The sequence below is a fragment of the Salinibacterium sp. AL4.1 genome, from assembly GCF_059767305.1.
The window spans coordinates 334,379-358,765 of record NZ_JBSOQK010000002.1 but is presented as its reverse complement, the minus strand read 5'-3'; the positions used below and the strand labels follow the sequence as shown (position 1 = coordinate 358,765).

General features: G+C 62.0%; 21 protein-coding genes. 14 read left to right on the top strand and 7 right to left on the bottom strand.

Features of this window, described 5'->3' with window-relative positions; translation table 11 throughout:
- Positions 1 to 18: 18 nt before the first annotated feature.
- Positions 19 to 1,059 carry an LLM class flavin-dependent oxidoreductase gene (locus tag ACWTV3_RS11080; protein WP_197125849.1) on the top strand — a complete coding sequence of 347 codons (1,041 nt, stop codon included), beginning with the start codon at positions 19 to 21 and terminating at the stop codon, positions 1,057 to 1,059.
- Here ACWTV3_RS11080 and ACWTV3_RS11075 read toward each other — a convergent pair.
- On the bottom strand, positions 1,056 to 2,027 hold the full coding sequence (locus ACWTV3_RS11075; protein WP_498478264.1) for a DUF4349 domain-containing protein: 972 nt from the start codon (positions 2,025 to 2,027) through the stop codon (positions 1,056 to 1,058). The genes ACWTV3_RS11080 and ACWTV3_RS11075 overlap by 4 nt on opposite strands.
- 242 nt (positions 2,028 to 2,269) lie before the next feature.
- Here ACWTV3_RS11075 and ACWTV3_RS11070 point away from each other — a divergent pair, with 242 nt between their 5' ends.
- The 3 genes from ACWTV3_RS11070 (at position 2,270) to ACWTV3_RS11060 (ending at position 4,685) form a co-directional block, all read left to right on the top strand.
- Positions 2,270 to 2,482 carry a hypothetical protein gene (locus tag ACWTV3_RS11070; protein WP_498478263.1) on the top strand — a complete coding sequence of 71 codons (213 nt, stop codon included), beginning with the start codon at positions 2,270 to 2,272 and terminating at the stop codon, positions 2,480 to 2,482.
- Positions 2,483 to 2,533: 51 nt separating this feature from the next.
- A complete protein-coding gene (locus tag ACWTV3_RS11065; protein WP_498478262.1) occupies positions 2,534 to 3,361 on the top strand; it encodes an alpha/beta fold hydrolase in 828 nt (275 codons plus the stop codon).
- 76 nt (positions 3,362 to 3,437) lie between these two features.
- Complete coding sequence (locus tag ACWTV3_RS11060) at positions 3,438 to 4,685, top strand: FAD-dependent oxidoreductase (protein ID WP_498478261.1); 1,248 nt, start codon at positions 3,438 to 3,440, stop codon at positions 4,683 to 4,685.
- Positions 4,686 to 4,747: 62 nt separating this feature from the next.
- Here the strand turns inward: ACWTV3_RS11060 and ACWTV3_RS11055 are convergent, their stop codons facing one another.
- The gene (locus ACWTV3_RS11055) at positions 4,748 to 5,455 is read right to left on the bottom strand and encodes a M50 family metallopeptidase (RefSeq protein WP_341620483.1); all 708 of its coding nucleotides are present in this window, start codon (positions 5,453 to 5,455) and stop codon (positions 4,748 to 4,750) included.
- A 155-nt stretch (positions 5,456 to 5,610) separates the two neighbouring features.
- On the opposite strand from ACWTV3_RS11055, the gene ACWTV3_RS11050 reads away from it, so the two are divergent.
- From ACWTV3_RS11050 to ACWTV3_RS11040, 3 genes are all read left to right on the top strand, one after another.
- The gene (locus tag ACWTV3_RS11050) at positions 5,611 to 6,273 is read left to right on the top strand and encodes a DUF4956 domain-containing protein (RefSeq protein WP_498478260.1); all 663 of its coding nucleotides are present in this window, start codon (positions 5,611 to 5,613) and stop codon (positions 6,271 to 6,273) included.
- Positions 6,270 to 7,046 (top strand): VTC domain-containing protein, encoded by a 777-nt coding sequence (locus tag ACWTV3_RS11045; protein ID WP_498478259.1) that lies wholly within the window; start codon positions 6,270 to 6,272, stop codon positions 7,044 to 7,046. The genes ACWTV3_RS11050 and ACWTV3_RS11045 overlap by 4 nt, the downstream gene beginning before the upstream one ends.
- 98 nt (positions 7,047 to 7,144) lie before the next feature.
- Entirely contained in the window at positions 7,145 to 8,143 is a 999-nt protein-coding gene (locus ACWTV3_RS11040) for an aldo/keto reductase (RefSeq protein ID WP_498478258.1), read from the top strand.
- Between the two features lie 123 nt (positions 8,144 to 8,266).
- Here the strand turns inward: ACWTV3_RS11040 and ACWTV3_RS11035 are convergent, their stop codons facing one another.
- Positions 8,267 to 9,475, bottom strand: a complete 1,209-nt coding sequence (locus tag ACWTV3_RS11035) for an MFS transporter (RefSeq protein WP_498478257.1) — start codon at positions 9,473 to 9,475, stop codon at positions 8,267 to 8,269.
- Positions 9,476 to 9,723: 248 nt separating this feature from the next.
- Here ACWTV3_RS11035 and ACWTV3_RS11030 point away from each other — a divergent pair, with 248 nt between their 5' ends.
- The 7 genes from ACWTV3_RS11030 to ACWTV3_RS11000 all read left to right on the top strand — a co-directional run bounded on the left by ACWTV3_RS11030 (position 9,724) and on the right by ACWTV3_RS11000 (position 17,382).
- Positions 9,724 to 12,162, top strand: coding sequence for a ribonucleoside-diphosphate reductase subunit alpha (locus ACWTV3_RS11030; RefSeq protein ID WP_498478256.1), 2,439 nt, complete (start codon positions 9,724 to 9,726; stop codon positions 12,160 to 12,162).
- A 184-nt stretch (positions 12,163 to 12,346) separates the two neighbouring features.
- The gene (locus ACWTV3_RS11025; RefSeq protein ID WP_498478255.1) at positions 12,347 to 13,345 is read left to right on the top strand and encodes a ribonucleotide-diphosphate reductase subunit beta; all 999 of its coding nucleotides are present in this window, start codon (positions 12,347 to 12,349) and stop codon (positions 13,343 to 13,345) included.
- Positions 13,342 to 13,821: a GNAT family N-acetyltransferase gene (locus tag ACWTV3_RS11020; protein ID WP_498478254.1), complete on the top strand. Its 480-nt coding sequence runs from the start codon at positions 13,342 to 13,344 to the stop codon at positions 13,819 to 13,821. The genes ACWTV3_RS11025 and ACWTV3_RS11020 overlap by 4 nt, the downstream gene beginning before the upstream one ends.
- A gap of 75 nt (positions 13,822 to 13,896) precedes the next feature.
- On the top strand, positions 13,897 to 14,424 hold the full coding sequence (locus tag ACWTV3_RS11015; protein ID WP_498478253.1) for a hypothetical protein: 528 nt from the start codon (positions 13,897 to 13,899) through the stop codon (positions 14,422 to 14,424).
- Positions 14,425 to 14,667: 243 nt separating this feature from the next.
- A complete protein-coding gene (locus ACWTV3_RS11010; RefSeq protein WP_498478252.1) occupies positions 14,668 to 15,561 on the top strand; it encodes an ABC transporter substrate-binding protein in 894 nt (297 codons plus the stop codon).
- A gap of 4 nt (positions 15,562 to 15,565) precedes the next feature.
- Positions 15,566 to 16,603 carry an amino acid ABC transporter permease gene (locus ACWTV3_RS11005; RefSeq protein ID WP_498478251.1) on the top strand — a complete coding sequence of 346 codons (1,038 nt, stop codon included), beginning with the start codon at positions 15,566 to 15,568 and terminating at the stop codon, positions 16,601 to 16,603.
- On the top strand, positions 16,603 to 17,382 hold the full coding sequence (locus ACWTV3_RS11000; RefSeq protein WP_498478545.1) for an amino acid ABC transporter ATP-binding protein: 780 nt from the start codon (positions 16,603 to 16,605) through the stop codon (positions 17,380 to 17,382). The genes ACWTV3_RS11005 and ACWTV3_RS11000 overlap by 1 nt, the downstream gene beginning before the upstream one ends.
- Positions 17,383 to 17,460: 78 nt before the next feature.
- On the opposite strand, the gene ACWTV3_RS10995 is transcribed toward ACWTV3_RS11000, so the two are convergent.
- The 4 genes from ACWTV3_RS10995 to hrpA form a co-directional block, all read right to left on the bottom strand.
- Positions 17,461 to 18,216 (bottom strand): 3-hydroxyacyl-CoA dehydrogenase, encoded by a 756-nt coding sequence (locus tag ACWTV3_RS10995; protein ID WP_498478250.1) that lies wholly within the window; start codon positions 18,214 to 18,216, stop codon positions 17,461 to 17,463.
- The gene (locus tag ACWTV3_RS10990; RefSeq protein ID WP_498478249.1) at positions 18,216 to 19,370 is read right to left on the bottom strand and encodes a thiolase family protein; all 1,155 of its coding nucleotides are present in this window, start codon (positions 19,368 to 19,370) and stop codon (positions 18,216 to 18,218) included. Before ACWTV3_RS10990 ends, ACWTV3_RS10995 begins: the two co-directional genes overlap by 1 nt.
- A 55-nt stretch (positions 19,371 to 19,425) precedes the next feature.
- A complete protein-coding gene (locus tag ACWTV3_RS10985) occupies positions 19,426 to 20,280 on the bottom strand; it encodes an HpcH/HpaI aldolase/citrate lyase family protein (RefSeq protein ID WP_498478248.1) in 855 nt (284 codons plus the stop codon).
- Positions 20,281 to 20,378: 98 nt separating this feature from the next.
- Entirely contained in the window at positions 20,379 to 24,308 is a 3,930-nt protein-coding gene (gene hrpA / locus ACWTV3_RS10980; RefSeq protein WP_498478544.1) for an ATP-dependent RNA helicase HrpA, read from the bottom strand.
- Between the last annotated feature and the right edge of the window lie 79 nt (positions 24,309 to 24,387).

Here is a 24,387-nt window from a genome sequence, read left to right as displayed (position 1 = left end):
CTCAGCGAAAGGGAGCTCGTGAATCAGCAGGTTCAGTTTGGACTCGGCACATTTGGCGACGTCACGGTAGACGAGAATGGTGCGCCGCTTAGCCAAGCGCAGGTCATCCGCAATGTCGTGGCCGAGGGAGTGCTGGCCGACAAGCTCGGCGTTGACTACTTCGGTGTGGGCGAGCACCACCGCGACGACTTCGCGATCACTGCTCCCGAGACAGTCTTGGGGGCGCTCGCTGCTGCGACCACGAACATCCAGCTGGGCTCGGCCGTCACGGTCTTGAGCTCGGATGACCCCGTGCGCGTCTACGAACGCTTTGCCACCGTGGATGCTCTGTCGAACGGCCGCGCGGAGATTATCCTCGGTCGCGGCTCTTTCACCGAGTCGTTCCCGCTCTTTGGCTACAACCTTGCCGATTACGAAACGCTATTCTCGGAGAAGCTCGACCTGTTCTCCGAGCTCATCAAAGAGGAACCGGTGACCTGGTCAGGCACTCTTCGCGCCGGCCTGAAGAACCAAGAAGTCTTCCCGCGCACCGAATCTGGCTCACTCAAGACCTGGATCGGCGTCGGCGGAAGCCCCGAATCTGTCGTGCGCGCCGCTCGCTACGGCATGCCGTTGGTACTGGCCATCATCGGCGGCCAGCCTGAACGGTTTGCGCCCTACGCGCAGCTCTTCCACAACGCCTTGGCCGAATTGGGGCAGCCCGACCTGCCCATCGCTGTTCACTCGCCCGGCTACATCACCGACTCCGACGACAAGGTAGTCGAGGAGATGTGGCCGCACTACAAGACCATGCGTGACCGCATCGGGCGCGACCGTGGCTGGCCCGAGTCGAGCGTTGACGAGTTCATCGGCGAAGTGAAGCATGGCTCCATGTACGCCGGATCGCCGGAGACCGTGGCGCAGAAGATCGCAAACACTATTTCTGCCCTCGGCATCCAGCGATTCGACATGAAGTACAGCGCAGGAACCCTGCCTCACGAACGCATGATGCGCAGTATTGAGTTGTACGCCACCGAGGTCATTCCTCGGGTGCGAGAGTTGCTGGCTGAGAAGGCCTAGTCGGCCTTCGGCTCCTCGGGGGTAGTGGTGGTGGCTGCGTCGACGTGTGTCGTCGCTGTCTCAACCGGGGCGGATGTCGCGGCCGAAGCTGCGGAGGCCGAACGTCGGCCTGAGCGCAGTGCCGTTCGCACGATCAGTACGATGACACCGCCGACGATCGCGAGAAGAACGAGCCACGGCAGCAGCACTCCGAGCAGCACGAGAAGGCCGGAGAAGAACGCAACGAGCCCGGCCCACCCGGCAGCGAGTCCGTCAAGGAACGTGTCGGGTTCGGTGGTGGGGGCATCCGCTTCGGAGACGAGGCTGAGCGTGAGCGTTGACATCGCAACCTGATCATCGAAGTAACGCTTTTGCGACTTCAAGCTCTCGAGTTCACCCTGGCGGCTAGAGATTGCGGTCTCCAGTTGGATCAAAGTTTCGGTGTCGCTTGCCTTCGTGAGCAGAGCGAGCAAGCGATCGACGGAGGCGTCGAGGGCGGTAATGCGAGCCTCAAGGTCGCGCGACTGCATCGTGACGTCTTGCGCCGAGATCGAGACCTCTTGCAGTTCTCCCAGTCCTTTGAACTTGTCGAGCGTGGCGGTGAGGTCGGATGCCGGAATGCGCAGCGTAAGGGTGGAGCTGCCCCGGTTGCCTTCCGACGGCGCATACTCGTTGCGGCCGTCGACGCGACCGCCCACAGACTCGGTGATGCGGATGGCCTCAGCGGTGGACTCATCAGGGCTCACTACCGTCACGGCCATGTAGCCCGTCGTGATGACGTCGCGGCTGATGTCGGACTCATTCGCGAGAGCGCCGTCGGCTGCGGGGGCGCCAAGTTCTTGAACGTCGCCGCTGCCACCTTCCACGGAGTCGCCGATCACGTATTCCGCCGATTCGCTTGTGGACGTGTCGCTCGTTCCCGCTGAGCATCCGGCGAGTGCCAGAGCGGAAAGAGCCAGTGCTGTGGTGATCTTTAGTGTGCGCCTCATGTTGTCAATCGTGGGCTGTGTGGTTCAGGAAAACTACCCAACGTTTGTCACGATTCGGGCGTCACCGCCTGATCGTTATCGTTCGTAGGCTCCCCGCGCGGTGGGGGTGAGCTTGATGTTTTCTGAAAGCCCTCTTGGCGTTCCATGGAAAATTCGATGTGGTTACCGCCCCACGGATATCGTGAAATGGTGCCTCGATACGAGGCGCTGCAAGACACGGATTACTTACACAAGGAGGAATCATGGGTCTCATCGATAACGCAAAGGATGCCGGCGAAGCGACCGCGAAGAAGGTCGGAGAGTTCGTCGACGACACGAAGGAGCGCGTCAGCGACGCGGCCGATCAGGCCGAAGCTGACGCCGAGGTGGCGAAGGCAGAAGCCGACCTCGAGCGAGCAAAGGCGGAGAGCGAAGCCACCGAGGCGAAGAACGAGTACAAAGAGAACCTTCGCTAAATTGGTTCGCTAACTCAGCATCCACCCGTCTGGGACTGGGATACTGAGTACATGGGTTTATGGACGGCGCTTCGACGGTGGGTTACCCCGTCGAAAGCGCCGCTGCTGAATATCGCTGCAGATGACGGCGAAGGCCCCGTGATTATTTTTCTTCACGGAATCGCCTCATCTGCGGCGACGTTCTCCCATGTCATCCCGCAGCTCTCAGATCACTACCGCTGCATCTCGTTTGATCTGCTGGGCTTTGGCGAATCACCCAGCCCCGCGGATGCCACTTTTACAATCGAAGAGCACGTCGATTCCATCCGTGCCACGATCAATTCACTGAAGCTCGACGCCCCGTTCATTCTTGTGGGCCACTCTCTGGGCAGCCTTCTCGCTGCGCGCTACACGGCAATGCATCCCAGCAAGGTCAGCCGTCTTGTGTTGGTGAGCCCGCCCATTTACGTACCGCCAAACCAGATCGGTGATCCGCTCGTGCGTGCTCGAGTCGGTGCGTACATGCGCGCCTATGAGTTCTTGCGTGACAACAAAGACTTCACGATGGCGACCGTTGACACCCTGCGCCGCCTGTTCCAACTCGAAGACATTCTCGACGTATCCGAACACAACTGGCAGGCCTTCGTGATGAGCCTCAAAAACTGCATCGAAACCCAAACCACGGTGAGTGACATCGCCTCCGTGCGGGTGCCGATAGACGTGGTGTACGGCTCTCTCGACCAGTTCATCGCACCGGGAACGATGCGCATCGTCGGGCAGATGCGGCAAGTGACGATGCATCGCGTCGAAGCGAACGACCACCTCGTGCGCAAGCGCCTGGCCAAGCGACTGGTCTCCGTGATCGATAGCGGCGCCGAACTGGCGCAGAAGACCCGCTAGCCGCGAGCGTTAGCCCCCGCGAGCGGCAACCGCAGCGTGCGGCAGGAGTAGCGTGGAGCCAACGGAGGGAACTCTCATGGCCCAGCAACTCGACACCACCGTCTGCATTGCAGGGGGAGGCCCGGCCGGAATCGTGGCTGGCCTTATTCTGGCTCGCGCCGGCATCGATGTCATCGTCCTCGAAAAGCATGCTGACTTCTTGCGCGACTTTCGGGGTGACACGGTTCACCCGTCCACGCTGAATCTGCTTGACCAGCTTGGCTTGGGCAAGGCAGCGGCGACGATCGACCACAGCGAGCTTTCTGTTCTTGATGCGGTGATTGACGGCATCCGTCTGCATGCTGTCGACTTCACGACACTGCCACCGCCGCACCGCTACGTGACGCTCATGCCGCAGTGGGATCTGTTGAACATGCTGGTGGAAGAAGCCCAGCGGCAACCCACATTTCGCTTGGTGCTCGAGGCGACTGCCCATTCGGAAATTCAGGAAAACGGACGCGTTGTCGGAATTGAAGCGACGACGCCCGACGGGCCGCTTCGCGTGAACGCGGCGCTCTCGGTGGCCGCCGATGGACGCGCTTCAGCTGTTCGCGATGCCCTCGGCTTAGTGCCGGCAGACTATGGCGTTCCCATTGATGTGCTGTGGTTTCGGGTGCCGCGCCCCACGAAACCGATGCGCGACACTCTTGCCAACATTCGTGGCGGTTCCGCTCTCGTCACCATCCCTCGACCCGGCTATTTTCAGTGCGGGCTTCTCATTCGAAAAGGCAGTTTTCCTGAATTTCAGATGGCGGGCATCGAAGCGTTCCGCGACACGATTGCGAGAACCGCACCGCGCCTGAGCGAAGTAACTCACGAGATCGCGAGCTTCGACGACGTGAAGCTCCTGTCGGTGCAGATTAATCGCCTTCACGAATGGTCGGTTCCCGGCGCGATCTGCATTGGCGATGCCGCCCACGCGATGTCGCCAGCGTTCGGCGTGGGCATCAACTACGCGATTCAAGACGCCGTTGCCCTCGCGAATACTCTCGTTCCCGTACTGAGAAAGAAGGGGACGGATGCCGCAGCAATCGATGCCGCGTGCGCCGCGGTGCAGCGTCGCCGCACCCTGCCCACGGTGCTCATGCAGCGCATGCAACGAGTGGCGCACCGGCTCATCAATCGCGCCACAAGTGGAGTCGTTCTGCACAACCCACCGCGCCTGCGCGAGCGCTTCGTGATCGCGGTGGTGTTGCCGCGCGTGCGACCGATTCTGGCGCGGATTGTGGGATACGGCTTCCGGCCGGAACGCATCGCTCCGGGCATCCTGAAGCCGCGCGCCTAGGCCGAACAGTTCACCCTAGCCAGCCCGCTGCGAGAACCGAAAGCCTCACCAGCCCGCCGCGCTTAGTACGTCTCGAGCACCATCGTGACGGCCCAGACGACGCTCGCGCCGATGAGGGCGGCGAAGACGAGGAGCCAGAACACCGAGGGAATTCCGGTGCGCTTGAAGAGGAGATAGGCGTCGGAGGTGCTCAGCTGGTCGCGGCGGCGAGTGTGCACGCCGATCACGGTGGCGAGGCCGCGCACGCTTCCCACAAGCAGGGCGATCGCGATGACGAGGAGCACGTAGCTCTGCTGCTCGGGCGTTGCCCATACCCAGAGGGCGGCGCTCGCGGCGGCGGAGACAGCGACGACAAGAAAGCCGAAGAGATTGCGAATCACGAGCAGCGTGAGCACGAGAATGATGCCGCCGATGAACAGTGCCATGGCGGTGTAGCCCTGGGTAACGCACCAGAGTTGCACGGCTCCGACGATAGCCGGCGCGGGGTAGCCGAGCGATCCGCTGATCACAGAGCCGAGTTTGCCGCGGCCGCTACTGACGGCCTCGCCCGAGTGGTTCATCCGAATCTTCATTCCGTGCACGAAGCGACCGGTGAGAATCGCGCCCACAGCATGGCCGAGTTCGTGCACGAGGGTCGTGAAGAGTCCGAACCATTTCCAGATCGGTTGCGGGATGCTCAGCACGGCCGCTGCAGCCACGATCACGATCAGCAGGGTCGGCGAGATGTCGACCGGGGTCGTGCGGGCGAGCGAGTCGAGAAGGGCATCCATTCGGGAATTGTCTCACCTCGAAGCCGCGAGTGACGTCTTTTGGGTACTCCCACGCCGCGTCGGGATCGTTCATAGAAAGTCCATAGAGTTCTCGGGCTCAATGGGGACCAGCGTGAAAGCACGACCACACTTCGTAACAACTTTGGAGCCCCGCAATGAGCCAACTCACCATGATCGCCCTCGACCTTGTCGCCGTCGGTCTTCTCACTTTTGCTCTGTACTTTGCGCGCCACCGCCGCCGCGACCTCCTCGTCGCCTACCTCATCGTGAACGTCGGCGTCATGGCCGTCACGGTCATGTTGGCCGATAGTGCCGTCGGCGTTGGCCTTGGTCTCGGCCTGTTCGGAGTTCTCTCGATCATTCGTCTCCGTTCCTCGGAGATCGCGCAGCACGAAGTGGCGTACTACTTCGCCTCACTCGCCCTCGGCCTCATCGCGGGCCTTGGCGCTGCCGGTGTCGCCAGCGAGAACACCTCGGTGGTCTCGGTCTACGTGGCCCCGGCCCTCATGGCCATGATCTTGCTCGTGATGACCTTCGGCGACCACCCGCGACTGTTCCGCGCCTACCGTCAGCAGACGGTGACTTTGGATGCCGCGATCGCCGACGAGCCCACCCTACGTGGGCGTCTCGAAAACTTGCTGGGCGCTCGCGTTCACTCGCTTACGGTCGTCAAGCTCGACCTCGTCAACGACACGACGGTGGTGGATGTTCGCTACCGCCTCGTTGAGGGCGCTCGCTCGGCCCGCAACGCCGCAACCGCTACGCCCACCGCCGCCGTCAACGGTGCGCACGACAACCTTGAGGCAGCACAGCGATGAACACGCCAAACACCACCCGCTTCGCATCCAACTCGCTCGAGGAGCTGGCCGAACGCGCCTCGCTGCTGACGCGGGTTGACCGTAAGTACTTGGTGCCGGCATCCGACCTGGAAGCGTTGCTCGCTGAGCTGGAGTCTCAGGCTCGAGTGCTCGAGATCAACGGGCAACAGCACTTCGACTACGAGTCGGTGTACTTCGATACTCCGGAGGCGGCGAGTTACCTGTTGGCCGCGCATCCGCGACGCCGTCGCTTCAAGGCCCGCACTCGCAGCTATATGGACACGGGGGATTGCTACCTCGAAGTGAAGACGAAGGGCTCGCGCGGCACGACCGCCAAGCAGCGTCTGCCGTACAGCTTCGATGAGCGCGACCGTCTCACGGCCGAGGGTCGCGAATACATCGACGAACTGCTGCACGATGCCTCGGTGGTCGGTATCAACTCCGACACCATGGAGCCGGTACTCACGACGCGCTACACCCGCACGACTCTGTTCTTGCCGGGCAGCGGCAGTCGGTGCACGATCGACAGTGCTCTCGCCTGGGAGTGTGACGACGACGCGCTTCGTTTCGAAGACACTGTCATCGTCGAAACCAAGTCGTCGGGCCAGGCCTGCGAGGTCGACCGCCTTCTCTGGAAGAGGGGGCACCGTCCCGATCGCATCTCCAAGTTCGCGACCGGCCTTGCCGCCCTTCGCCCCGAACTGCCGCACAACCGGTGGTCGCGGGTGCTTCGTCAACACTTCGCTCCGGCGCTCGAGGGCGTCGCCGCCTAACCACCACAAGTACGTCGCCCGTTCGTGACCGCCCTCACGGACGGGCGACGTTTGTTGCGTGGTCGAACTTTGTCGCCGCGGAGGCGTAGCGTTAGGGCATGGACATTCGCACTCTGGGCCGCACCGGCCGTTCTGTTTCCACAATCGGTCTTGGCACGTGGCAGTTGGGCGCCAATTGGGGCGATGTGAGCGAGGCGGATGCGCGTAGCGTCTTGGTCGCCGCGGTTGAGGGCGGAATAACCTTCTTTGACACCGCTGATGTGTATGGCGATGGTCGCAGCGAGAAATTTATCGGCAGCTTTCTCGCCGACAACCCAGAGCTCGACATCACTGTCGCTACCAAGATGGGGCGCCGTGAAGAGCAAGACCCCGCCAACTTCACTCTGGCTAAGTTTCGCGAATGGACCGACCGCTCACGCCACAACCTCGGCACAGACACCCTCGATCTCGTGCAGCTGCACTGCCCTCCCACCGCGGTTTACAGTATGGATGCCGTCTACGATGACCTCGACACTCTCGTCGCTGAGGGCGCTATGGCCGCCTACGGAGTGAGTGTGCAGACGACGGCCGAGGCGCTCACCGCTATTGCTCGCCCGAACGTTGCCAGCGTGCAGATCATCTTCAACGCCTTCCGTCTCAAGCCCCTCGAGGCCGTGCTTCCGGCCGCTCTCGACGCCGGCGTTGGGATCATCGCTCGTGTTCCGCTGGCCTCCGGTCTGCTCAGCGGCAAGTACCGCCTTGACACCACGTTCGCCGAGAACGACCACCGCACGTACAACCGCGACGGCGCAGTCATGGATATCGGGGAGACGTTTTCGGGGGTCGACTTTGAAACTGGTGTAGCCGCTGCTCAGGAGTTCGCGGCACTGCTGGCGGCCGAGCCTGCGGTGGCGGACTTCTCAACTTCGCAGGTCGCGCTCGCGTGGATTACCCAGCAACCGGGGGTAACTGCGGCGATTCCGGGAGCACGCAACGTGGCGCAGGCTCAGTCCAACGCCGGTGCCGGCGAGGTACCTGCCCTGAGCGACGGCTTCATGGCCGGGGTGCGCGACATTTACGATCGCCACTTTCGCGCTGCCGTGCATCCACGCTGGTAATCACACACGGGTAGAGCGATCGCGTCATACCTCTGAGGGCGAGACGCGGGCGTCTTTCGCGATCGCTGCAGGCGCAGAACTTGCTGGTGCAGGACTTGCCTGCAGGGTAGCTGTTTGTGGACGCTACTGGCGCAGGGTGCTGATCGGTTCAGTGTCGGGGATGGGGCTGGCGTCTTTGCCGCGCAGGTCGGGGTGCCAGCCGCGCAGCAGCGTGGGCACGAGAACTCCGAGCGCGGCAATAATGGTCGCTGCCCAGAAGCCGCCGATGGGGCCATAGGCGTCGATGAGGAATCCGGCGACGGCCGAGCCAAGTGCGGCACCGATGAGCTGGCCGGTGCCGACCCAGCCGTAAGCCTCAGCGGTGTCGCTGAACTTCACGCTGGCCGATACGATCGCAAAAATTACGGCGAACGCAGGAGCGATACCGATACCGGCGATGAGCAGCATGATGGCCAGCCACCAGAAGTCGAGGTAGATCATCGCCAACGCCATGCCCACGAACACGATGAACATGCGGCGTGCGAGAGCCCACGGCCCGATGGGGAGGTGGCCCAAGAGCAATCCGCCGAAGAGTGACCCGATGGCCCAGATGCCGAGCACGATACCGGCTTGCGGGCCGCCGTGACCGAAGACCGCGACGACGGATGCTTCGACTGCCGAAGCGGCACCCACGAGCAGGAAGCCCGTGATGGTCGCGAGCAAGACGGGCGGGCGGCGCAGCACGGTTCCGAAGGAGCGCTTGCTGCGCGGGATGCGCACTTGGCCAACTTCGGGACTAGCGATGAACCAGATGCCGCCCAAGATGAGGAAGGTGCCGGCGACGACGATCGCGAGCGTTGTGGAGATCTGTACCGCAATGAACGTCGCGGCGACGGGGCCGGCAACCCAGATGATTTCTTGAGCGGAAGCATCCAGCGAGAACAGCGGCGTCAACTGCTTGGAGTTGACCATCTTCGGGTAGATCGTGCGAACCGCGGGCTGGACTGGAGGGTTGCTCAGGCCAGCAACCAAGCCGACGACCATGAACATGCCGACGCTGAGTGGCGCGAGCGCGATTGTAAAGATGGCGGCGGCAGAAACCACGAGGGTGAGAATGAGAACTTTGCGCATTCCCCACACGCCCATCCACCGGCTCGTCAGCGGGCCGGCAACAGCTTGACCGACACTCGTGGCAGCGAGCACCAGGCCAGCAGCGCCGTAGGAATCGTGAATCTGCTCGACGTGCAGAAGGATCGCCAATGAGAGCATTCCGCTCGGAAGCCGGGCAGTGAGCTGCGCGGCGATAATCCTGGCGATGCCCGGAGTTTTCAACAGGTCGATGTATGCGTTCACAAGGACTCCAGCTTAGCTGCCGAATTGGGCCAGTTTTCGGCGCTCAGAGGCCGGTTCTCTGCGGGTTTTCCGGGTGTCAGTGGTTATCCATAGGCTGTGGAAAACCCCGCGAAGTTATCCACACCTGTGGAGGACACGCCCACTACATCTAGGGTTGGCGGCCGGTGGCACCCACGATATATAGTGGTGGAACCGCTTGACCGGGGGTCGCGGTTTTGAGTGTTTTATGGGGATTTTAGGGAGTATTTGTGGCAATCACAGTCGTCAAGCGCAACGGTCAGCGAGAGCCGTACGATGCGAACAAGATCAACATCGCAATTGAAGAAGCCGCAGCCGGCCTCGACGAGAACATCACGTGGGTCACTCAGATCGCTTCTGAGCTCGAATTGACGCTGTTTGACGGCATCACCACGCAGCAGCTCGACGAAGCTGTTATTCAGGTCGCCCTCCAAAATGTGAAAGATGACCCGGCCTTCGACACTGTCGCCGCCCGTCTTCTCCTCAAGACGATTTACAAGCGCGTTCTCGGTGACTACACCGACGCTGCTGACCTCAAGCGCCTGCACAAAGAACACTTCGCCACCAACGTCAGCCGTGGCGTAGAAGAGGGACTCCTCGACCCTCGCCTCACGAGCATGTTCGACTTGGATGCTCTCGCCGAGCACCTTGAGCCCGCTCACGACGAGCTGCTCAAGTACATCGGTGTTGTCACGCTCAACAACCGCTACGGCATCAAGGGTCGCAACGGCGATGCCCTCGAGGTTCCGCAGTACTTCTGGATGCGTATCGCCATGGGCCTCTCGCTCAACGAAGCGAACCCCAACGAGGCAGCACTCAAGTTCTACGAGAAGATGTCCAGCCTCGAGTACCTGGCTGCTGGCTCCACTCTCGTGAACGCGGGAACGATCTACCCCCAGCTCGCCAACTGCTTCGTCATGGAAATGCAAGACGACATGGAGCACATCGCTAAGACCACGCGCGATGTCATGTGGCTCACCAAGGGCACCGGTGGAATTGGCCTCTCGGTCACCAAGCTGCGCGCCCAGGGTTCGCCCATCCGCTCGAACAACACGACGTCCACCGGCCCCATCCCGTTCATGCACACGATCGACTCGATCCTTCGTGCCGTGAGCCGTGGTGGCAAGAAGTTCGGCGCGCTGTGCTTCTACATGGAGAACTGGCACATGGACTTCCCGGAGTTCCTCGAACTCCGCAGCAACTCCGGTGACCCTTACCGCCGCACCCGCACCGCCAACACGGCCGTGTGGATCAGCGACGAGTTCATGAAGCGCGTTCAGAACGACGAGCCGTGGTACCTCTTCGACCCGCTCGAAGTCGCTGACCTCAACGAGCTCTACGGCCAGGCTTTCTCCACGCGCTACAACGAATATGTCGCCATGGCCGAAGCCGGCGAAATGCACATGTTCAAGAAGATCGGTGCTCGCGAGCAGTTCAAGTCGATCCTCATCTCGTTGCAGACCACCAGCCACCCGTGGTTGACCTTCAAAGACACGATCAATAACCGTGCGCTCAACAACAACACGGGCACGATCCACCTCTCCAACCTCTGCACCGAAATCACGCTGCCGCAGGATGAAGACAACGTCTCCGTCTGCAACCTTGCGTCGATCAACCTCTCGCGTCACCTTCTGCCCGAAGGCGGCGTTGACTTCGTGAAGATCGCCGAGAGCGCTCGACTGGCCGTTCGCCAGCTCGACAACCTCATCGACATCACGCGCTCCAGCGTGAAAGAAGCGGACTTCTCCAACGAACAGAACCGCGCCGTCGGTCTGGGCGTCATGGGCTTCACCGACATCATCGAGAAGCTCGGCTATAGCTACGAGAGCGAAGAGGCCTACGACCTCATCGACGAAATCATGGAGCACGTGTCGTACGCCGCGATCGACGCCAGCACCGAGCTTGCCAAAGAGCGTGGCTCGTACACGAACTTCGAAGGCAGCCGTTGGTCAGAGGGCCTCGTGCCGCTCGACTCCATCGCGCTCACCGAAGCCGACCGTGGCATGGAGATCAAGGTCAACCGCAAGACGCGTCTCGACTGGGATGCCATGCGCGAGAAGGTCAAGGGCGGTATGCGTAACGCAACCCTCATGGCGATCGCTCCCACCGCATCCATTGGTCTCGTCGCCGGCACCACGCCCGGTCTCGACCCGCAGTTCTCGCAGATCTTCAGCCGCTCGACCTCGAACGGTAAGTTCCTCGAAGTGAACCGCAACCTCGTTGCGACTCTTCAAGAAAAGGGACTCTGGGAACAGAACCGTGAAGCGATTTTGCGCAGCCAGGGTGACGTGCAGAACGTTGCTGGCATCCCCGACGACATCAAGGCCGTATTCAAGACGAGCTTCCAGCTCTCGCCGTATGCGTTCCTTGAAGTTGCCGCTCGTGCCCAGAAGTGGATCGACCAGGCCATCAGCCGCAACATGTACCTCGAGACGCGTGACCTCGGCGACATGATGGACATCTACCATGACGCGTGGTCTCGCGGCGTCAAGACCACCTACTACCTGCACATGAAGCCTCGCCACCAGGCGGAGCAGTCCACGGTGAAGGTCAACAAGGCAGAAGAAATTTCGTCGACCAAGGCTGCAACGGCCTCGACATCCACATCAACAGCGGGCGCAGCTCCCGCACGCCGAGGTTTCGGCGGATTCGCAAAGAAGGCAGAGTAATTATGAACCGCGAAAACACCGTTGAGGACTACTTCGTACCGGTCGACCCGATGGACGACCTGCAGTGCGACAGCTGCCAGTAAGAGCAGCTACTCACTAACCTCCCCCGGGGAACACGACACCACACCGTCGTGTTCCCCATCACACACATCGAGCACCAATCGAGAAAGAAGAAGTCACCGGAATGGGAATTCTAGGTACAGGCCTGCAAGACGGCCTCCTGCTGAAGCCAATTAAGTACCAATGGGCGATGGACCTGTACGACCAGGCCGTTGCCAACACCTGGTTCCCTAACGAGATCCAGCTGGGCGAAGACATCGCCGACTTCAAGAAGATGACTGATGAAGAGCGTCACGCGGTGACCTTCCTCATGAGCTACTTCAACCCGAATGAGCTGCTCGTCAACAAGGCACTCGCCTTCGGCGTATACCCCTACGTTTCTGCCGCAGAGTGCTCGCTGTACCTCGCGAAGCAAATGTGGGAAGAAGCCAACCACTGCATGAGCTTCGAGTACGTTCTCGAAACCTTCCCCATCGACCGTGAAGCGGCCTACAACTCTCACGTTGATGTGCCGTCCATGGCGCGCAAGGAAGAGTTCGAAATGAAGTACATCCGTCGCATGACGGAGCAAACCCTCGACATCAACACCATCGAAGGCAAGCAAGACTTCATCCGCAACCTCGTGGCCTACAACGTGGTGCTCGAAGGCATCTGGTTCTACTCGGGCTTCATGGTTGCCCTGTCGTTCCGCCAGCGCAACCTGCTGCGCAACTTCGGTTCGCTCATGGACTGGGTTGTTCGCGACGAGAGCCTGCACCTCAAGTTTGGCATCAACCTGATCCTCACGGTGCTCGAAGAGAACCCCGAGATTCAGACCGAAGAGTTCGCTGACGAAATTCGCCAGATGATCTTGGATGCTGTGGAGATGGAAGAGGCTTACAACCACGACCTGCTCCCCGGTGGCATCCTCGGCCTCAACGCCAACTACATCAACCAGTACGTGAAGTACCTGGCTGACCGTCGCCTTGAAGAGCTCGGCTTCGAGCCGCACTACAAGGTCTCGAACCCGGCCAAGTGGATGGCAACAGCCAACGACACTCTCGAGCTCGTCAACTTCTTTGAGTCGACCAACACCTCGTACGAGGCCAACGCGTCGGCAACCACCAAAGTAAAAGCGGAGTGAGCCTGACCGTTGAGTGGGTCGACTGGCTCGACCCACGAGCGGTAAACCAGCGCGAACTGATGACGGTCGAGACGACGGCGATGTATGCCGATCGTCAGGCCGCCCTCGACGAGGCAGGCCGCAACGCAGTGAATGCTGCGTTGACGGTCGCGCCCGAGGACATCAGTCACACGCTGTTGGTGCTCGACGGCGAGACCGTCATCGGTCACGCCGCGCTTCGTCCCTTCGGGCAATCGCTCGAAGTGAAGAAGGTCTTCGTCGATTCGCGTCATCGAGGCAAGGGCGCTGCCCGCCGCCTCATGAACGAACTCGAAGCGGTCGCGCGTGAGGCATCCGCTCACTCGCTTGTTCTTCAGACGGGTCACGCTCAGTTGCCCGCAATGGCCCTCTACGAAAGCCTCGGCTACGCCCACATCGAGGCTTTTGGCGAGTACGCCAACATCCCGTACGGCATTTGCTACGAGAAAACCCTGTAGTTCATTCAGCTACGGACTCTAAGCTTCACCGGATGGGGGATACCCTTCGTCCACTTAACTCGAAACAATTGCACTGTGAGACTTTTCCGGCGGCGCCCGCGCCTTAACTTGGGCAAATTTACGGCGCCCGAGCCGGTAGAAGAAGCACCCATCGAACGCGTCGTCGAAGAGGGTGTTCTTATCGCGCGCAATGCGGTGCGCATGGCGGTCAAAAATCGCATCATTGTCGACGCCGCGCGCGACCACCTCGACTACGACGACGGTGCGCTTGCGGGCCTCGTTCACGTGGAGTTCGACCACCTGGCCGACCAAGCCGAGCGCCTGCTCAAGGTCACGCGCACCGATCGCAACCGCGCCGTCCAAGAGGGCCTCACCGAGGGACTTCGGCAGGCATCCATGGATGGCGAGTTGATCTCGAACATCATCGACGAAGCACGCGAACTCGCCTGGAGCGAGATCGGCACGGCGATCATCGCGAAGCTGCGCGATGCCTACATGCCCGAGGCCGACCCGCAGTATGAAAAGAACCGCGAAATCCGGCTGCGGGAGCTGCGCAACATCAACTTTGCCGAGCTACAAGCGGCGAACGAAGCCGAGTACTAACTGCTGCCTAACCGTCGCGCTCGAAAGCTCGACGAGCGCGCCGCCGCCACACCTTTTCTTTGCCTCTCGCACGATCCTCGCGACAAGGTCGCAATGGATACCGGATCGTTTCTCACCAAACGATGAACTCTGAGCAGCCGGGGGTAGGCTTCCTTGGTCGGCGTTGAAGCGAGGCGCATCCGTTCTGGATCCGGTCCTCGTAACCGACGCCGCTATTCATCGGGAAATAGAGAAGGTTGAACCATGAGAATCAAGTACGTGACTCCGGCACTGGTTGTTGCCGCAGCGCTCATGCTGTCGGGTTGTGTCGACAACAGCACGGGCACCGAAACCACCACCGGGGGCAACACTCCTGACGTAGGAGTCAACGAAGCTGCTGCCGCTCTGCTGCCTGATGACATCAAGGAAGCCGGCGTGCTTGTGATCGGTATCGACCCGACCTACGCTCCTAACGAGTACAAGGACGACGCCGGAAACCCTATCGGGTGGGAGGTTGACCTCGCCAACGCGATGGCTGCCACTCTTGGCCTCGAGACCCAGTACGAGCCCTCCAGCTTCGACAAGATCATCCCCAGCGTCACTGGCGGAAGCTACGACATCGGTTTCTCCTCGTTCACCGACAACGCTGAGCGCGAGAAGGTCGTCGACTTCGTGAACTACTACGAAGCGGGCATCCAGTGGGCACAAGTACTCGGCGGCGACGTTGATCCCGCCAACGCGTGTGGCCTGACCGTCACCGTTCAGACCGGAACTTACGAAGAGACCGACGAGCTTCCTGCGAAGTCGCAAGAGTGCGTGGATGCCGGCAACGAGCCCATCAACATCCTCAAGTTCGACACGCAAGACGAAGCAACGAACGCTCTCGCGCTGGGCCGAGCCGACGCCATGAGCGCCGACTCGCCCATCACGCAGTACGCCGTGAGCCAGGTCGACGACAAGATTGAGCTCGCGGGCGACTCCTTCGACACCGCGCCCTACGGAATCGCCGTCGCTAAGGACTCGGAGCTTCCTGCCGCTCTTCAGGCTGCACTGCAGTCGATGATCGACGACGGAACCTACAAGTCGATCCTCGATGACTGGGGAGTCTTCAGCGGTGCTGTCGACGCCATCACCATCAACGCGGCGACCGCTAGCTAAGTAGATGGCTGCATCAGGCTCTAACCGTTCGGCGACACCTGACATGGTGTCGCCGAACGGCGCCGATCAAGCGGAAGCTATCAAGGCAATTCGCCTTCGCCACCCCTGGCGCAATGTTGTCGCCGTCGTTCTCGTCGCGATGCTCGTGCTCTTTGTGCTGGATGCCGCGCAGCGTGATGCCTACAGCTGGGAGAACTTCGCCAAATACATCTTCGATCAGCGCATTTCACAGGCAGCGGGCTACACGCTGCTGTTGACGGTCTACTCGATGGTCATCGCTATCATCTTGGGCGTCACTCTCGCAGTTATGCGGCTCTCGGACAACCCGGTTGTCAAGGGCATCGCTTGGCTGTACCTCTGGGTCTTCCGCGGCACTCCCGTGTATGTGCAGCTCGTGTTTTGGGGTCTCTTCGCCACGATCTACTCCACGATCGACATCGGCATTCCGTTCACGGAGCCGTGGCTTTCGTTCGAGACCAACGACCTGATCAGCGTGTTCTGGTTGGCCGTCATCGGCCTCGCGCTCAACGAATCTGCGTACATGGCAGAGATTGTGCGTGCCGGCATCCTTTCGGTCGACAAAGGCCAGGACGAAGCTGCCACCGCGCTCGGAATGTCGTGGATGCAGACCATGACTCGCGTCGTGATTCCGCAGGCCATGCGCATCATCATTCCGCCCACGGGCAACGAAGTTATCTCGATGCTCAAGACCACCTCGCTGGTCACAGCCATCCCGTTCAGCTTGGAGCTCTACGGTCGTTCGCGCGACATCTCCGTCGTGATCTTCGACCCGATTCCGCTGTTGCTCGTCGCTTCCGCGTGGTACCTGCTGTTCACCTCGATCCTGATGGTGGGCCAGTACTTCTTGGAGAAGCGCTTCTCGCGCGGTGTCGGTCAGGCTCGCCCCGATAAGACAGGCACCGAGACAGGAACAATCACGCTGAAGACGGGTGTCATCTCGACGCCGGGTGCGGCATCCGCTGCCGACGGCGACGCCGGTTCTGATGCCAGTACCGACCCTTCCGGAAAGGAGCACCAATGATGAACGCGGCTAACAGCAGCGTGCCCATGGTGCACGCCGATCGTGTCTCGAAGAGCTTCGGTTCTAATGAAGTACTCAAGAGCATTTCGCTGTCGGTGCCGCAGGGCGAAGTGATGTGTTTGGTCGGACCGAGTGGTTCGGGCAAGTCAACCTTCTTGCGCTGCATCAACCACCTTGAACGAGTGGATGCCGGTCGACTCAGTGTCGAAGGCGTTCTGGTCGGATACGAAGAGCGAGGCGACAAGCTCTATGAGCTCAAGCCGCGCGAAGCTGCTCGCCAGCGTCGGGATATCGGCATGGTGTTTCAGCGCTTCAATCTGTTCCCGCACATGACGGCCCTCGAAAACATCATTGAGGCGCCCATCCGAGTAAACAAGGTCAAGAAAGAGGCCGCGGTCGCGCATGCTCAAGAGCTGCTTGCTCGGGTTGGTCTTGCGGGCAAGGCGGATGCCTACCCGGCTCACTTGTCGGGTGGTCAGCAGCAGCGTGTGGCTATCGCGCGCGCTCTCGCCATGGAGCCCAAGCTCATGCTGTTCGATGAGCCGACGTCGGCGCTCGACCCGGAGCTCGTGGGCGAAGTGCTCGATGTCATGAAGGGTCTCGCCGAATCGGGCATGACCATGATTGTTGTCACTCACGAGATGGGGTTCGCGCGCGAAGTCGCCGACCAACTCGTGTTTATGGATGGCGGCGTTGTCGTGGAGTCGGGTGACCCCGACCAGGTGCTGGGCAATCCCCAGCACGAACGTACGAAAGCGTTCCTCTCGAAGGTTCTCTAACCTTCCAGCGGTTCTCCGCGGCAGCGAGAACGTTAGTTCTGACTAGTGTTCTCGCTGCGGCCGATCTGGGTGCTGCTGCTAGCGCGGTTGCATCCGGATCGCACCGTCGAGCCGAATCACTTCGCCGTTGAGCATGGGGTTCTCAACGATGTGCTGCACGAGCGCGGCATACTCCGCCGGTCGTCCGAGGCGGGACGGATGCGGCACTTGCGCACCGAGAGAATCTTGCGCTTCTTGCGGCAGGCCCGCCATCATCGGCGTCTCAAAGATTCCCGGAGCGATCGTCATCACGCGCAGCAAGCTCGCCGCGAACTCGCGGGCGAGCGGCAGGGTCATCCCAGCAACGCCCGCCTTGGAGGCGGCGTACGCGGGTTGGCCGATCTGGCCATCAAAGGCGGCGACGGATGCCGTGTTCACGATCACGCCACGTTCGCCATCGATGGGCTCGGTTTCGACCATCGCGGCCGCAGCGAGCCGGATGACGTTGAACGTGCCCACAAGGTTGATGCCGATCACGGTCTCGAAGGTTTCCAAAGGCAGCACGCCCTTGCGGCCGAGGGTCTTGCCCGGCGTCGCGACGCCAGCGCAGTTCACGACGATGCGCAGGGGAGCAACGGAACTTGCCAGATCGACGGCAGCCTGGACATCCGCCTCGGAGCGCACATCGGTGTGAGCGAACCGGAAGCCGTGTTCGGCGGCGATGTCGACTCCGCGGGAGCTGGGCAGGTCGGCGATGGTGACCTGTGCACCCTGCGCGGCGAGGGCGCGAGCGGTGGCCAAGCCGAGGCCACTGGCGCCGCCGGTGATGAGGGCTGCGGCATCCTGAATTTTCATTAAAGCCTTTCGATGAGGGTTGCGTTGGCCATGCCGCCGCCTTCGCACATGACTTGGAGTCCGAAGCGGCCGCCGCTGGCGTCGAGATTGTTGACGAGGGTGGTGAGCAGGCGCGTGCCGGAGGAACCGAGGGCGTGGCCAAGGGCGATCGCGCCGCCGCGGGGGTTCACGATGGTGGGATCGACGGGAAACTCTTGCAGCCACGCGAGGGCGACCGAGGCGAAGGCTTCGTTGACCTCGATGCTGTCGAGTTGGTCGAGACGGATGCCGCTGCGGTCGAGAATGCGATGCGTGGCGGGGATGATGCCGGTCAGCATCTCGATGGGGTCGGAGCCGACCACCGCAAAGGAATGGAAGCGCGCGCGCGGCGTGAGCCCGAGGGCGGCAGCCCGCTCTTCGCTCATGATGAGCGCCGCCGAGGCACCATCGGTGAGCGGCGAGGAGTTGCCGGCGGTCACGCGCCACTGGATTTCGGGAAAACGACCGGCGATCTTGGCGTCGTAGAAGACGGGGGAGAGCCCCGAAAGCTTCTCGGCGGTGGTGTCGGGGCGCACGGTTTCGTCGCGATCGAGCCCTGCGAGCGACAGAATCTCCGAGCTGAAATCGGCGGCGCCAGCGCGAGCGTGCGAGAGGGCAGCATAAACGTCGAGGTCGTCGCGTTCGAGACCCCAGCGTGCAGCAATCAGCTCAGCCGAGATGCCCTGAGTAACGAAACCTTCGGGGTACCGATTGCGGATCAAGCGACTCATGCCGCCCTGCCCCAGCGTTGCCTGACCGATGGGATGCGTACTCATGAGTTCGACTCCGCAGGCGATCACGATGTCGTTGACGCCGGCCATGATCGACTGCGCGGCAAAGTGCGCTGCCTGCTGGCTCGAGCCACACTGACGGTCGATCGTGGTGGCGGGCACCGACTCGGGGAATCCTGCAGCGAGAACCGCACTGCGTGTGACGTTGGCGGCTTGCCGGCCGGATTGCGTGACGCAGCCACCCATCACATCGTCGATCATGGCCGGGTCGAGATCATGGCGATCGACCAAACTGCGCAAGACCACGGCCAGAAGATCGACCGGATGCTCGCTCGAGAGCGCCCCACCGGGTTTTCCCCGGCCCGAAGGCGTTCGAATTGCGTCAACAATGACTGCCGTTGTCATGGCTCAACCCTAACCGCGGGTGCGGGTGCGGGGAAGAGCCACGACAGTGACAGCTTTAGGCGGGTTCGACACCAAACGCGCGAGCCAGCTTGTCGATCTTTTGGGCACGACCGAGGCGGGGTAGGTCGCTGCCGTCGCGGATGACGCGGCCACGAGCTTCGAAGTCTTCCAAGAAATCGCGAGCCCACGCCACGTCGGAACGGGTGGGGCTGATGACCTCATTGATGATCGGGAGTTGCTCGATGTCGAGGCAGAGCTTGCCGGTCATCCCGAGCGAGACGGCCATGTCGCCCTGCTCGCGCAGAACGGGGTGGCTCGTGCCGACGGTCGGGCCATCGATCGGGCCGGGCAGGTTGCCGACGCGGCTCGCGATGACCAAGCGTGAGCGAGGGTAGGCCATAGCGAGGTCGTCAGCGCTGGCGCCCGTGTCGCGACGGTAGTCGCCACTGCCGAAAGCGAGGCGGTACGCGCCGCGGGCGCGGGCGATCGAGACGGCCTCTTCAATTCCGAGAGCGGACTCGACGAGAGCAATCACCGGGGTCACGCCCTTGAGGCGGTCGAAGGTTTCGGAGACGTGAGCCGCGGCTTCAGCCTTGGCCAGCATGACGCCGCGCAAGCCGGGAAGGCCAGCGAGGGCATCCACGTCGTCTGACCAGAAGTCAGAGGCGCGGTCGTTGATGCGAACCCAACCGCTGCCGCCATTGCTCAGCCACTCGACAACCGCGTCGCGGGCGCTCGGCTTGAGGCGCGGGTCAACAGCGTCTTCAACGTCGAGGATGATCTGGTCGGCGCGCGAACGCTCTGCGGCATCGAAGTCTTCGGGGCGGGTCGCCGCAACCAGAAGCCACGACCGCGCAATCTCGGCGGAAACCTCGGGGGTGGTCGGGTGGTCGGTGGTGCTTTCGGACACGCGTGCACTGCTTTCTTTCAGAAGAGAGGCCACGTTTTCGTGCCACTCGCAGCCTCAAGAGTAGCCGGTGGGGGAGGCCTGCGGCTGAAAATGAGGGGTTAGGAAGCGAGCACCTTCGCGATGCGCTGGAGGCTCACCGATTCGGCAGTTCCCAAGTGCTGAGCGAAGAGGCTCAAGCGCAGTTCTTCGAGCATCCACCGGGCCCGCACGATCTGCGGTTCGGGATGCTGCTCCAGCGGTAGCGTGCCGCCCGCGTCCTTGTAGCGGCGGGTTGCCAACTCGACTTCAGACATCCACCCGCGGTCACGACCGGGGTTCTCGGTGAGTTTCGTGACGCGGTGCTCGATGCCCTTGAGATAGACGGGGAGGCGGCGCAGCTGAGTGAGCCCGGTAGCCGAAACGAAGCCGGGGTAGACGAGCGCATCGAGCTGTTCGCGCGCATCGCCGAGCGGCGCAATCAAGTGCATGCTTGTTGCGGCACGAATTGCCTTATCGGCTAAGCGAACGCCCGAGACAATGGATGCCACGAGCGAGACAGTCGCAAAGAGCGAGTCGACCAGCCCTGCCGAAATTTCGTTGCGCAGCGCCTCGAACTCGGTCTGCTCGAACACCTCGCGGTCTCCCATTACGGAGTCAACACAGGCGCGCAAGCAGTCGTCAAACAGGGCATTCGTTGACCGGTACGGGCTCTGCGCGAGCACGAGCTTTTCATTGCCCGTGAGATGTTCATTGATGTACCCGAGCGGCGACGGAATCGCCAACAGCAGCAGGCGACGCACTCCACCCTGGTGGGCGATGGCCTGATCGTGCGGGGTCGACATAAGGCGAAGAGAGACCGAGTCGCCGTCATCCACGAGCGCGGGGTAGGCGCGAATCGTGTTCCCGCCATGCTTGGTGTCGCGCGAGCGATCGAGCGTGCCGAAATCCCAGGCGGTGATGCCGGAACGTTCGAGGGTGTTTACCGAACGCTCGGGCGATCGCCCAGCGGCGCCTTCAACAGCACGTGCCACACTTTCGCGGGCGGCGGGCTTCAAGCTTGCCTGCAGGCTGCGCAGTGACTTGTTGGCGCCGACCTTCTTGCCGCGCTCGTTAATCACCGCGAAGGTGACCTTGAGATGCGCAGGCACTCTGTCGAGATCGAAATCGGATGCCGCCACTTTCACATAGGTCAGGCGAGCGATCTCTTTGGCGAGATAGTCAGTGATGCCGGGGCCATCGTCGAGGGCGGCAGCAGCGGGATCAGCCGGCGCCTCCTCGAGCAGGCGGCGAGCCCAGTCGGCGGCGGGCACGACGTTGCGGCGAATCGGTTTCGGCAGTGACTTGATGAGTGCGGTGACAAGTTCTTCGCGCAGGCCGGGAACCTGCCAGTCGAAGCCTTCGGGGCGCAGGCCGGCGAGTAGCGGGAGCGGCACGGCGACGGTGACACCGTCATCGTCGGTTCCGGGTTCGAAGCGGTAGGTGAGGCTCAGCGTCTGATCGCCGCGCACCCAGGTCGTGGGGAAGGCGGTCTCGTCGACTTCAGCGTCATCCGCATTCTCGAGGAGGTCGTTGGTGGTGAGCGTGAGCAGGTCGGGGGAGTCGTGGCGTGCCTTTTTCCACCAGCCCTCAAAGTCGCGAACCGAGGCGACGGTGGCGGGGATGCGCTTGTCGTAGAACTCGAAGATGGTTTCATCGTCGTGCAGAATGTCGCGACGACGGCTGCGTTCTTCGAGCTGTTCGAGGTCGCGGCGCAGCGCGCGGTTGGAGGCGTCGAAACCCCACACCCGCTTGTCACGCTTGGTGAGGTCGTCTTCGCCCTCCACGAGAGCGTGACGAATGAACAGCTCGCGAGCGGCGGGCAAATCCACGCGCGAGAATTGGATGCGCCGACGAGCGGCAAGCGTTACGCCGTAGAGCGTCACGCGTTCGAACGCGACCGCAGCGCCCTGCTTCTTTTCCCAGTGCGGTTCGGAATAGCTGCGCTTCACGAGGTCGCCCGCGAGCTTTTCGGCCCAGACGGGGTCAATCGCGGCGTTGGTGCGCGCGAAGAGCCTGCTCGTTTCCACGAGCTCGGCGCTCATGATCGCGTTGGGTTGTTTCTTGGCGAGGGCCGAGCCGGGGAAGATGACAAAGCGCGTCTGACGGGCGCCAATGTAGTCGCGCTTCGCGACATCCTTGAGACCAATGTGGCTGAGCAGACCGGCCAGCAGCGAGCGGTGGATGCCGTCGGGGTTTGAGTGCGCGTCGCCAATAACCAGCCCAAGCGGCTTCGCCATGCGGCTCAGCTGGCGGTAAACATCGTGCCATTCGCGCACCCGCAAATAGTTGAGGTATTCGTTCTTGCACAGGCGCCGGAACTGGTTGCCCGAGAGTTCTTTCTGCTTCTCTTCGAGATAGTTCCAGAGATTCAGCAGGGTGAGAAAGTCGCTCGTGGGGTCGATGAAGCGAGCGTGCTGCTGGTCGGCTTGCGGGCGCTTATCGAGGGGGCGCTCGCGGGGGTCTTGAATGCTGAGCGCGGCGACGATCGCCATGACCTCGCGCGTGGTGCCGTGCTGCTTCGATTCGATCACCATGCGGGCGAGGCGAGGGTCGATGGGCAACTGCGTGAGCTGCTTGCCGATGCGGGTGATGCGCGGGGCGGCAGCGCTACCGGCACTGCCGCCCGCGCGCGGACCGTTCACGCTCGACGACGTTTTCGTGGTGCGGATGCCGGCGGTGTTCTCGACTGCGCCAAGCTCGGTCAGCAGGTCGAGACCGTCTTTGATGCCGCGCGAATCAGGTGGCTGCAAGAAGGGGAACTCAGCGATGTTGCCGAGCCCGAGCGACACCATCTGCAGAATGACCGCCGCGAGGTTGGTGCGCAGAATCTCGGGTTCCATGAACTCGGGCCGCGAATTGAAGTCCTCTTCGGAGTACAGGCGAATCGCAATACCGTTGCTCGTTCGCCCGGAACGTCCGGAGCGCTGGTTGGCGCTGGCCTGGCTGATCGCTTCGATTGGCAGGCGCTGAATTTTGGCGCGGGTGCTGTAGCGGCTGATGCGCGCGGTTCCCGCATCAATCACATAGCGGATGCCGGGCACGGTCAGGCTGGTTTCGGCCACGTTGGTGGCCAGCACGATACGCCGCCGCGTGCCGGGAGTGCGGCGTGACTCGAAGACGCGGTGTTGCTCGGCAGCGCTCAGACGGCCGTAGAGGGGGAGTACCTCGGTGCCTTCGTGCAGCCCGCCGCCGCTGATGCGGCCGCGGATGGCCTCTTCGGCATCCCGAATCTCGGTTTCGCCCGAGAGGAACACAAGCACGTCGCCGTCGCTCTCGCGGGCGAGCTCGTCGAGCGCGTCATTGATGCCCTGTAGGTAGTCGCGGTCGGCACGGTTGGCTGCCTCTTCTTCCGCATCCTCCGCCTCCAGCTCTTCGGCGACGAGGGGACGGTAGCGAATCTCGACGGGATAGGTGCGACCAGACACCTCAATGATCGGAGCGTTATCGAAGTGCTTGGAAAAGCTCTCGGGGTCGATCGTGGCACTCGTGATGATGATGCTGAGATCGGGGCGCCGGGCGCGCAGCTGCTTGAGGTAGCCGAGCAGGAAGTCGACGGTGAGGCTGCGTTCGTGCGCCTCGTCGATGATGATCGCGTCGTACTTTTTGAGGTCGCGGTCGCGGTGGATTTCGTTGAGCAGGATGCCGTCGGTCATGAGCTTCACGCGCGTGTTTTTGCCCACGCGGTCGGTGAAACGCACTTGGTAACCGACGAGGTCACCCATCTCGGTGCCGAGCTCTTCGGCGATGCGCTCCGCTACCGTGCGCGCGGCAATCCGTCGCGGCTGTGTGTGCCCAATGGATGTCTTACCCAGTTCCAGCAAAATCTTGGGCAGCTGGGTGGTTTTTCCGCTACCGGTCGCTCCGGCGATGATCACGACCTGGTTGTCACGGATGGCCGCCAGAATGTCATCTTTGCGCTGGCTGACGGGCAGCTCGGGCGGGTACGTCACGACCACGTCAGCGGGCAGCGTGGCTGCCTTGCTGGCGGAGTGAACTTCGGAGGCAGACATAACAGTCCAGCTTAAGGCCGTCGACCATGCCGTGAGAATCAGAGCATTGATCATTGTTTTGCAAAGTACTTTGTGTTAC